Here is a 10,813-nt window from a genome sequence, read left to right on the forward strand (position 1 = left end):
CGCCTTATCCGTCTGTAGGCTGCACTGTGCCATTTACCTGGGTTGACTGGGCGATCGTTGCAATCGTCGCCATCTCCGCATTGATCAGTCTGAGCCGCGGCTTCGTCAAAGAAGCATTATCGCTGGTGACCTGGATCATCGCAGGAGTCGTCGCCTGGATGTTCGGTGGTGCATTGTCCGAATACCTCGCCGGATACATCGAAACGCCATCGGCACGCGTGATCGCGGGCTGCGCAATAATGTTTGTCGCCACGCTGATCGTAGGCGCAATGATCAATTATCTTATCGGCGAATTGGTTCGCGTCACCGGGTTGTCCGGGACCGATCGATTCCTCGGCATGGCCTTCGGCGCCGCGCGTGGCGTGTTGTTGGTGGTCGTGGCGGTCGGGCTGTTGAGCCTGGGGCCGGTACAGCAGGACGGGTGGTGGCAACAGTCGCAACTCGTGCCAAAATTTCTATTGGTTGCAGACTGGTCCAAAAACCTGATTCTCGGGTGGAGCAGTCAGTGGCTTGCCAGCGGTATCAGCGTACCCGCTGAAATACCGTTCAAGGAGCACCTCTTGCCGACGGCCAAAACGCCTCAGTGAGTTGTGTTCAGTTCAGATCCATTAAGTAGGGGTTGCGTCGCATGTGTGGCATCGTCGGTATCGTCGGTAAGTCGAACGTCAATCAGGCGCTGTATGACGCGCTAACCGTCCTCCAGCACCGCGGCCAGGACGCTGCCGGTATCGTGACCAGCCATGACGGCCGGTTATTCCTGCGCAAGGACAATGGCCTGGTGCGTGACGTGTTCCATCAGCGTCACATGCAGCGTCTGGTCGGTCACATGGGCATTGGCCATGTGCGTTACCCGACCGCGGGCAGCTCGACTTCGGCCGAAGCTCAACCGTTCTACGTCAACTCGCCTTACGGCATCACCCTGGCGCACAACGGTAACCTGACCAACGTTGAACAGCTGGCCAAGGAGATTTACGAATCTGACCTGCGCCACGTCAACACCAATTCCGATTCGGAAGTGCTGCTCAACGTGTTCGCACACGAACTGGCCCAGCGTGGCAAGTTGCAGCCTACCGAAGAAGACGTGTTCGCTGCCGTCACTGACGTGCACAACCGTTGCGTCGGTGGTTACGCCGTCGTGGCGATGGTGACCGGTTACGGCATCGTCGGTTTCCGCGACCCGCACGGCATCCGCCCGATCGTTTTCGGTCAGCGTCACACCGACGAAGGCGTCGAGTACATGATCGCCTCCGAAAGCGTGTCCCTGGACGTGCTCGGTTTCACCCTGATTCGCGACCTGGCACCGGGTGAAGCGGTCTACATCACTGAAGACGGCAAGCTGCACACCCGTCAGTGCGCGACCAACCCGTCCCTGACTCCGTGCATCTTCGAACACGTCTACCTGGCGCGTCCGGACTCGATCATCGACGGTGTCTCGGTTTATAAAGCCCGTCTGCGCATGGGTGAGAAGCTCGCCGAGAAGATCCTGCGCGAGCGTCCGGATCACGACATCGACGTGGTTATCCCTATTCCGGACACCAGCCGTACCGCTGCGCTGGAGCTGGCGAACCACCTGGGCGTCAAGTTCCGCGAAGGCTTCGTGAAGAACCGCTATATCGGCCGGACCTTCATCATGCCGGGCCAGGCTGCACGGAAAAAATCCGTACGCCAGAAGCTCAACGCCATCGAACTGGAATTCCGCGGCAAGAACGTGATGCTGGTGGATGACTCGATCGTTCGCGGCACCACTTGCAAGCAAATCATCCAGATGGCTCGTGAAGCTGGCGCCAAAAACGTCTACTTCTGCTCCGCGGCACCGGCCGTTCGCTACCCGAACGTCTACGGCATCGACATGCCGAGCGCCCACGAGCTGATCGCCCATAACCGTTCGACCCAGGACGTCGCGGATCTGATCGGCGCAGACTGGCTGATCTATCAGGACTTGCCTGACTTGATCGAAGCGGTCGGTGGCGGCAAGATCAAGATCGACAAGTTCGATTGCGCGGTCTTCGACGGCCAGTATGTGACCGGCGACGTCGACGAGGCTTACCTGAACAAGATCGAGCAGGCACGCAACGATGCCTCCAAGGTCAAGACGCAGGCGGTCAGCGCGATCATTGATCTGTACAACAACTGAGTAAACGCGCGGCCTGTAGGAGCGAGGCTTGCCCGCGAAGCTTTTGGTGTTCCCAAAGGCCCCTTCGCTGGCAAGCCATGCTCCTACAGGCCGCTTTGGTATCTATTAGCGAGTAGGGCAAGGAGTGACAGCATGAGTCAGGATTGGGATGCCGGTCGGCTGGACAGCGACCTCGAAGGCGTAGCGTTCGATACCCTGGCCGTACGCGCCGGTCAGCACCGCACGCCGGAAGGCGAACACGGTGATCCGATGTTCTTCACTTCCAGCTATGTATTCCGTACCGCCGCCGACGCGGCCGCACGTTTTGCCGGGGAAGTGCCGGGCAACGTTTACTCGCGTTACACCAACCCTACCGTGCGCGCGTTCGAAGAGCGCATTGCCGCCCTGGAAAGCGCCGAGCAAGCCGTGGCCACCGCCACCGGCATGGCCGCGATCATGGCGGTGGTGATGAGCCTGTGCAGCGCCGGCGATCATGTGCTGGTCTCGCGCAGCGTGTTCGGTTCGACCATCAGCCTGTTCGAGAAGTACTTCAAGCGCTTCGGCATCGAAGTCGATTACGTGCCTCTAGCGGATCTGTCCGGCTGGGACGCGGCAATCAAGTCCAACACCAAATTGCTGTTCGTCGAGTCGCCGTCCAATCCGCTGGCCGAGCTGGTGGATATCGCCGAACTGTCGAAAATCGCTCACGCCAAAGGCGCGATGCTGGTGGTCGACAACTGCTTCTGCACGCCTGCGCTGCAGCAGCCGCTGAAGATGGGCGCGGACATCGTTGTGCACTCGGCGACCAAGTTCATCGACGGCCAGGGCCGTTGCATGGGCGGCGTAGTGGCTGGTCGCAGCGAGCAGATGAAAGAAGTGGTCGGTTTCCTGCGCACCGCCGGGCCAACCCTGAGCCCGTTCAACGCGTGGATCTTCCTCAAAGGCCTCGAAACCCTGAACCTGCGCATGAAGGCGCACTGCGCCAATGCCCAACAACTGGCCGAGTGGCTGGAGCAGCAGGACGGTATCGAGAAAGTCCATTACGCCGGCCTGAAAAGCCATCCGCAGCATGCGTTGGCGCAGCGTCAGCAGAAAGGTTTCGGCGCCGTGGTGAGTTTCGAGGTCAAGGGCGGTAAAGAGGGCGCGTGGCGCTTTATCGATGCAACCCGATTGATTTCGATCACCGCCAACCTTGGCGACAGCAAGACCACCATCACCCACCCGAGCACCACCTCCCACGGTCGTCTGGCGCCGCAAGAGCGTGAAGCGGCGGGCATTCGTGACAGCCTGATCCGCATTGCGGTCGGTCTGGAAGACGTGGCCGACCTGCAGGCTGATCTGGCGCGCGGGTTGGCTGCCTTGTGATCGAGTTGTCCACATCGTCCGCTTCCAATGGTCGCGTTGCACTGGTCACCGGTGCTGCGCGAGGCATTGGTCTGGGGATCGCGGCCTGGCTGATCAGCGAAGGCTGGCAGGTGGTGCTGACGGACCTGGATCGGGTGCGCGGTTCGAAAGTGGCGAAGGTGCTGGGCGACAACGCCTGGTTCATCGCCATGGACGTCTCGAACGAAGGGCAGGTGGCGTTGGGTGTCGCCGAAGTGCTGGGGCAGTTCGGGCGTCTGGATGCGCTGGTGTGCAACGCGGCAGTGGCCGATCCGCACAACATCACCCTGGAAAGCCTCGATCTGGCGTACTGGAATCGGGTGCTGGCGGTAAACCTCAGTGGGCCGATGCTGCTGGCCAAGCACTGTGCGCCGTACCTGCGTGCTCACAGCGGTGCGATCGTCAACCTGGCCTCGACCCGCGCCGGGCAGTCGGAACCCGACACGGAGGCCTATGCGGCGAGCAAGGGCGGTCTGCTGGCCTTGACTCACGCTTTGGCAATCAGCCTCGGGCCGGAAATTCGCGTCAACGCCGTCAGCCCTGGCTGGATCGATGCGCGAGACCCTGGGGTGCGGCGTGCCGAACCCCTCACCGAAGCCGACCATGCGCAGCATCCGGCGGGCCGGGTAGGGACGGTCGAGGACGTGGCGGCGATGGTTGCCTGGTTGCTGTCGAAGAATGCGGGTTTCGTCACGGGCCAGGAGTTTGTGGTCGATGGCGGCATGACCAAGAAAATGATTTACAGCGAATAGCAGTGCGGAGGCGGTCTTCTGCATTGATGCCGAATGTGCCGGCCTCTTCGCGAGCAGGCTCGCTCCCACATTAAAAACGCGGCCCACTGTGGGAGCGAGCCTGCTCGCGAAGCGGTCTGACGGCTGCGGACATCCCCAGGGATGACACGATTTTGTCTTTTTCAGAAAAACTTCAATCCTGCTATTGACTTAGCTTCGTTAGGTGCGTAAATTTCGCGGCCTCAGAGAAGCAAAGGGTGATTAGCTCAGCTGGGAGAGCGTCTGCCTTACAAGCAGAATGTCGGCGGTTCGATCCCGTCATCACCCACCACTTCTTGAGACTCTTGCGAAAGCAGGAGGGAAGCTGAAAAGCCTCCACCGACGCGCAGCGGTAGTTCAGTCGGTTAGAATACCGGCCTGTCACGCCGGGGGTCGCGGGTTCGAGTCCCGTCCGCTGCGCCATATTTTCCGAGTCAGGTTTATCCCTGATTTGAGATTGAAAGAGAGATTGAAAAGTCTCGCAGCTTCAATCAGACGAGTTAGGACGCAAGTCCAAAGCGATACGCAGCGGTAGTTCAGTCGGTTAGAATACCGGCCTGTCACGCCGGGGGTCGCGGGTTCGAGTCCCGTCCGCTGCGCCATATCTGCCTCAAGGCCCACTGAACGCCTTGGAGCTACGAAGAAGCCTCTGGTGACTTCGAGTCGATAGCAAAGACCCTGGTCGAAAGACCGGGGTTTTTTGTGTCTGAAATTTGGCTTTTATGCCACTTCACGCTTACCCATATGACCTTTCTGCGCGTCCGTTGCATAAAGGACTTCCTTCGTAGCTCTGACATTAATTAGAATCACTCTCATTTACGATAACTCCTTGGCACAGGGCTTCTTGAGATGAGTGATGCAGCGATGCCGAAGGAGCAAACCCTCCACGACCTGTACCGCGACCACCGTGGCTGGCTGGAAGGCTGGTTGAGAAGGCGCATGGGCAACGGCTGTGATGCGGCGGATTTGAGCCAGGATACGTTCCTGCGTGTGCTCGCCAGCTCTCAGCGCATCGCTGACTTGCAAGAGCCTCGTGCCTATCTGCTGACCGTCGGCAAACGCCTGCTGAGCAACTTCTACCAGCGTCGCAGCCTTGAGCAAGCCTATCTGGCTGCGTTGGCGTCGATGCCTGAAGACTGTGCGCCATCACCCGAACAGCGTTGGTTGCTGCTGGAAACCCTGCAAGCACTGGATGAGCTGCTCGACGGACTGCCAAGGGCGGTGCGCCGGGCGTTTCTCTGGAGTCAGCTCGAAGGCTTGAACTACCAGCAAATCGCCGAGCGCCTGCGGGTGTCGGAGCGCACGATCAAACGTTACATGGCGCAAGCCTACGAGCATTGCCTGTTGGTGGAACTGTGAACAGTCAGTCTTCCTCCGATCCCCGTCAGGCTGTTCGGGCTGCCGCGCAATGGCTTGCGTTGCTCGAATCTGGCGGCGCCAATGAGCAGGATCGTGCGAATTTGCAGCGTTGGCGCGACACCTGCGCCAGTCACGAGCAGGCTTGGCAGAAGGCCCAGGCCTTGCGTCAGCGTTTCGCCGATCTGCCGTCGGCGCTGGCGCTGAGCAGCCTGGACCGTCCTGATCCGGGCCGACGCGCAGTGCTGAAGCGCGCATTGGGCGCCGTGGCGTTGGTGCCGACGGCTTGGCTGATCAGTCGACAATTGCCTCTGGACGTCTGGCGTGCCGACCTGCACACCGCCACTGGCGAGCGCAAAAAGGTGCAACTCGCCGATGGCAGTTCCTTGCAGCTCAATACCGCCAGTGCCGTCGATGTGGATGTGCAGAACCGCCGCGTGAAGCTGATAGAAGGCGAGCTGTCGCTGAAGGTGCCGGGCACGGCGCCGCTGACGATCCAGACGAAGTTCGGCAGCGTTATCCTCAGCCAGAGCGAAGTCTGCGTGCGCCAGGAGGCATGGGGCTGTCGGGTGTCGGTGTTCAACGGTAGCGTGCAGTTGCAGCCCCTGCATGGGCCGGCACTGGCATTGCGCGAGGGGCAGCAGGTCAGCCTTGAAGCGGCGGGTGTCGGGGCGATCACGCCATTCGATGCACTTGCACCGGGTTGGCGTGAAGGCGTGCTGATGGCGAAGAACCAGCCGTTGGGGGATTTCCTGCGCGAACTCAGCACTTACCGACCGGGCGTTCTGCGCTGGGAGCCTGAACTGGAAAGCCTGCGTGTCACCGGCAGTTTCCGTCTAGACGACACGGATCGCGTCCTCGCGCTGCTTGCGGCCAGTCTGCCGCTGGAGGTGCATTCCCGAACCCGCTACTGGGTCACGTTGCTGCCGCGCAAAAATAGTGTGTAAAGCCTGTCCCCTTTTTTCGACTCGCTTGTCATTTAAGGCATGTGAACGAATCAAGAGAGCAAATTCAATGCCTGCACCTTGTTATCCGCGTCTGCGTCCGTTGTTGCACCTGAGTCTGCTGCTTGGCCTGAGTGCCAGTCCATTGTTCATAACCGCAAGCTGGGCCGAAGAGAGTGCCCGACGCAATTATCAGGTGCCTGCCGGCAGCCTGAGTGATGCGCTGACCCGTTTTGCCGGGCTGTCCGGGGTCAACCTCTCGGTTGATCCGGCGCTGGTCAGCGGTCGCAACAGCAGCGGCCTGTCTGGCGAGTACGCGGTCGAGGAGGGCTTTGCGCGACTGTTGCAGGGTTCCGGTCTGCAGTTGCAAGCGGTCGGCGAGCAGGCGTACATCCTGACCCCGGCGCCAGAAGGCAGCAGCCTGCAACTGGCCCCGACCTCGATTCTTGGTGCTACTGGCGGGGCGGACGGCGAGGTGTATGCCGGCGGTCAGGTTGCGCGTCGCGGTTCGCAAGGTTTACTGGGCTCGAAAGACTTCATGGAAACGCCGTTCAGCATGACCACCTACACCAGCGAGGCGGTCAAGAACTTGCAGGCGCGTACCCTGGGCGAGCTGATCGCCAGCGATCCTTCCGTTCGCGCCACCAACCCGGCCGGTGGGCGCTATGAGCAATTCACCATTCGCGGGTTCAGCCTGTTCAACAGTGATGTCGCCTACAACGGCCTCTACGGCGTTTTGCCGACCTATACGATCGACATGGAGATGGCCGACCGCGTCGACATTCTCAAAGGCCCGAGCCAGCTCATCAACGGCATCTCGCCGCGAGGTGCCGTGGGTGGCGGGATCAACGTGGTGCCTAAACGCGCGACCGACAAGCCGATCACTTCGTTTACCGGCAACTACGCGTCCGACAGCCAGACCGGCGGTGCCGTGGATATCGGCAGGCGCTTCGGTGAAGACAACAAGTTCGGCATTCGTTTCAACGGCGTAAAACAGTCCGGCGACACCGAATGGGATCACCAGAATGTCGACCGCGAGATGGCCGTGCTGGGCCTGGATTTTCGTGGTGAGCACCTACGACTCTCGACTGACCTGGGGCGCACCGAGCGCGATACCGACGCCCCGCAGGAGCGCGTGCAAGTTGGCGCCGCTGCACAGGTTCCGCATGCCAGCGATGTCCGCCACAACTATGCGCAGCCCTGGAGCAAGGCGAGTACCAACGACACGTTCGGCACAGTGAACGGCGAATTCGATGTCAGCGATAACGTGATGCTATACGGCGGTGTGGGCGCGCGCGAAAGCAATCATGACTTCCTCCGTCATGCTGTTGCGGTCACCAACAACCGGGGCGACTTTAGCGTTCAACCTCGTGACTTCACCCGTGACGAAAGTGTCCGGACAGCTACTGCCGGGGTGCGCAACTGGTTTCACACCGGGCCCGTGAGCCACGAGGTCAACCTGGCTGCCAGTTATTTCTACATGGACTTCGAAAATGGCGGCGCCCGTTATGCCACGGCCAACAGCAACCTCTATAACCCGGTGGTAACACCGACACCTGTCAGGCCCACTCGACTCGATTCGAAGGTCTACACCGAGAATCGCTTCAGCGGTCTGGCGCTGTCCGACACGCTGGGGTTCTTCGATGATCGTGTGTTGCTGACCCTCGGCGCCCGCTGGCAGCGGGTGAAGGTTGACGACTGGGCGGACGATGTCAAAGGCGACACGGCCTACGATGAGGAAAAGGTTTCGCCGTCGGGCGGCATCCTGTTCAAGGCTACCGACAAGCTGTCGCTGTACGCCAACTACATGGAAGGCTTGAGTCAGGGCAAGATCGCGCCATCGACTTCAGTGAACGAGGACGAAATCTTCCCGCCGTTCATCAGCCGGCAGGTCGAGGTTGGCGCCAAGTATGACGCAGGTGCGTTCGCCGTGACCGCCGCGGTGTTCCGGATCAAGCAGCCGGCCTATGAAGCCAACGCCACGACCCGCGTCTTCGGCCCGAACGGCAAACGCCAAAACGAGGGTGTGGAGCTGAGCGTGTTCGGTGAGCCGCTCAAGGGTTTCCGCCTGCTCGGCGGCGTCATGTACATCGACAGCGAGTTGACTGATACCACCAACGGCACCTTCGACGGTAACCGCGCGCCGGCGACGCCGAAATATAACGTCAACCTCGGCGCCGAGTGGGATGTGCCGACCTTGCAGGGGCTGACGCTGACCAGTCGCGGCATCTATTCCAGCTCGCAGTATCTGGACCAGTCCAACGTCAAGGAAATCGATTCGTGGGAGCGCTTTGATGTAGGCGCCCGCTACGCGTTCAAGGTCGAGGAAAAGAACATCACCTTGCGCGCCAACATCGAGAACGTGACAGGCAAGCGCTACTGGAGTTCGGCCGGTGCTTCGGATGACAGCGAGCCGGGATTGACGCTGTCGACGCCGCGCACGTACCTGCTTTCGGCGACTGTCGATTTCTGAGTCGGACCTGTGGGAGCGAGCAGGCTCGCTCCCACAAAATATTGCGGTATTGCTTAGTAACCGAACTTGTCTCGCAATCCGTAGTACCAGGCGCCCAACGCCGCAAACGGCGTGCGCAGCAATTGCCCGCCGGGGAAGGGGTAGTGCGGCAAGTCAGCAAACGCGTCAAAACGCTCAGCCTGGCCGCGCAACGCTTCGGCCAACACCTTGCCTGCCAGGTGCGTGTACGTCACGCCGTGGCCACTGCAACCCTGGGAGTAGTAGATATTGTCGCCCAGGCGTCCGACCTGCGGAAGACGCGACAGGGTCAGCAGGAAATTGCCGGTCCAGGCGTAATCGATCTTCACGTTCTTGAGCTGCGGGAAGGCCTTGAGCATCTTCGGGCGGATGATCGCTTCAATGTTCGCCGGGTCTCGCGCGCCGTAAACCACGCCACCGCCGAAAACCAGGCGCTTGTCGCCGGTCAGGCGGTAATAGTCGAGCAGGTAATTGCAGTCTTCGACACAGTAATCCTGCGGCAGCAGGCTCTTGGCCAACGCTTCGCCCAATGGCTCGGTGGTAATCACCTGGGTTCCGCACGGCATCGACTTGGCCGCCAATTCCGGCACCAGATTGCCGAGGTACGCGTTGCCCGCCACGATGATGAACCTGGCCCTGACCCTGCCCTGAGGCGTGTGCACTACCGGGATTGCGCCGCGTTCGATGCGCACCGCCGGTGATTGCTCATAAATCGTACCCCCCAACGACTCGACCGCCGCGGCTTCGCCGAGTACCAGGTTCAGCGGATGAATGTGCCCACCACTCATGTCGAGCATGCCGCCAACGTATTGCTCGCAGTTCACCACTTCACGAATGCGGCGTTGATCCAGCAGCTCAAGCTGCGTATGACCAAAACGCTCCCACAGGCGCTTCTGCGATTCCAGATGGCCCATCTGCTTAGCGGTGATTGCAGCGAACACGCCGCCGTCCTTCAGGTCGCACTGAATATTATATTTGGCGACCCGCTCACGAATGATCCGCCCGCCTTCAAACGCCATCTGCCCCAACAACTGTGCCTGCTTGGGGCCAACGCTGCGCTCGATCACATCGATGTCGCGGCTATAACTGTTAACGATCTGGCCGCCGTTACGACCCGATGCACCAAAACCCACCTTGGCGGCTTCCAGCACCGTGACCTTGAAACCGTTCTCCAGCAGAAACAGGGCAGAGGACAGGCCGGTGTAACCGGCGCCGATCACACAGACATCAGTGTCTACGTCACCCTGCAAGGCCGGGCGCGGCGGAACCGCATTGGCCGATGCGGCGTAGTAGGACTCTGGGTAGGGAGTGTTCGCCATCCTGCTGCCTCTGTTTAATATATTTTACGAGTGCGTCGATCCTACCCGAGTTAAAAATCGACCGCCAGCCACCGCAAAATCTTCTTTGCAGCCGAGAAATTAAATATTTTGCATATTCATAGGGTTAGCTCGAAAAAAGGTGTTGACACCCCTCCGGAATTCCGTAGAATGCCGCCTCACAGCAGGCACGTAGCTCAGTTGGTTAGAGCACCACCTTGACATGGTGGGGGTCGTTGGTTCGAGTCCAATCGCGCCTACCAAACAAAATCCGCTCTGCTGGGCGGTCTAGAAGGGCTCACCGAAAGGTGAGCCCTTTTTTGTTGTCTTGGATTTCTTCAGAACGTTCACAAAATATCGGGTTCGTTCACACTGGGCAATGTGAACGCCGATATCAGTTCGTTTTCGGGTGGGATTCTGCTTTGGGGTGGTGGTGGTGG

At 60.2% G+C, this 10,813-nt stretch carries 8 protein-coding genes and 4 tRNA genes; 11 read left to right on the forward strand and 1 reads right to left on the reverse strand.

Annotated features, from left to right (window positions below; all coding sequences use genetic code 11):
- Positions 1-26 precede the first annotated feature (26 nt).
- The 10 genes from KGB24_RS26950 (at position 27) to KGB24_RS26995 (ending at position 9,039) form a co-directional block, all read left to right on the forward strand.
- A complete protein-coding gene (locus KGB24_RS26950) occupies positions 27-587 on the forward strand; it encodes a CvpA family protein (protein ID WP_150632465.1) in 561 nt (186 codons plus the stop codon).
- 41 nt (positions 588-628) lie between these two features.
- The gene (gene purF / locus KGB24_RS26955) at positions 629-2,134 is read left to right on the forward strand and encodes an amidophosphoribosyltransferase (RefSeq protein WP_007935163.1); all 1,506 of its coding nucleotides are present in this window, start codon (positions 629-631) and stop codon (positions 2,132-2,134) included.
- Positions 2,135-2,266: 132 nt separating this feature from the next.
- Positions 2,267-3,478: an O-succinylhomoserine sulfhydrylase gene (locus KGB24_RS26960; protein WP_223414599.1), complete on the forward strand. Its 1,212-nt coding sequence runs from the start codon at positions 2,267-2,269 to the stop codon at positions 3,476-3,478.
- Complete coding sequence (locus KGB24_RS26965) at positions 3,475-4,248, forward strand: SDR family oxidoreductase (protein ID WP_008028269.1); 774 nt, start codon at positions 3,475-3,477, stop codon at positions 4,246-4,248. Before KGB24_RS26960 ends, KGB24_RS26965 begins: the two co-directional genes overlap by 4 nt.
- Positions 4,249-4,482: 234 nt before the next feature.
- Positions 4,483-4,558: transfer RNA gene (locus KGB24_RS26970), tRNA-Val, on the forward strand.
- Positions 4,559-4,612: 54 nt separating this feature from the next.
- Positions 4,613-4,689 (forward strand) — tRNA-Asp (locus KGB24_RS26975).
- A gap of 102 nt (positions 4,690-4,791) precedes the next feature.
- Positions 4,792-4,868 (forward strand) — tRNA-Asp (locus KGB24_RS26980).
- A gap of 247 nt (positions 4,869-5,115) precedes the next feature.
- Positions 5,116-5,625 (forward strand): sigma-70 family RNA polymerase sigma factor, encoded by a 510-nt coding sequence (locus KGB24_RS26985; protein ID WP_008037616.1) that lies wholly within the window; start codon positions 5,116-5,118, stop codon positions 5,623-5,625.
- Complete coding sequence (locus tag KGB24_RS26990) at positions 5,622-6,569, forward strand: FecR domain-containing protein (protein ID WP_223414598.1); 948 nt, start codon at positions 5,622-5,624, stop codon at positions 6,567-6,569. Before KGB24_RS26985 ends, KGB24_RS26990 begins: the two co-directional genes overlap by 4 nt.
- 67 nt (positions 6,570-6,636) lie before the next feature.
- Positions 6,637-9,039, forward strand: coding sequence for a TonB-dependent receptor (locus KGB24_RS26995; RefSeq protein ID WP_223414597.1), 2,403 nt, complete (start codon positions 6,637-6,639; stop codon positions 9,037-9,039).
- 53 nt (positions 9,040-9,092) lie between these two features.
- On the opposite strand, the gene KGB24_RS27000 is transcribed toward KGB24_RS26995, so the two are convergent.
- The gene (locus KGB24_RS27000) at positions 9,093-10,376 is read right to left on the reverse strand and encodes an NAD(P)/FAD-dependent oxidoreductase (protein ID WP_223414596.1); all 1,284 of its coding nucleotides are present in this window, start codon (positions 10,374-10,376) and stop codon (positions 9,093-9,095) included.
- A gap of 183 nt (positions 10,377-10,559) precedes the next feature.
- Here KGB24_RS27000 and KGB24_RS27005 point away from each other — a divergent pair.
- A tRNA-Val gene (locus tag KGB24_RS27005) sits at positions 10,560-10,636 on the forward strand.
- Positions 10,637-10,813: the final 177 nt, after the last annotated feature.

The organism is Pseudomonas sp. BF-RE-25, from assembly GCF_019956105.1.
GTDB classification, from domain to species: Bacteria; Pseudomonadota; Gammaproteobacteria; order Pseudomonadales; family Pseudomonadaceae; genus Aquipseudomonas; species Aquipseudomonas migulae.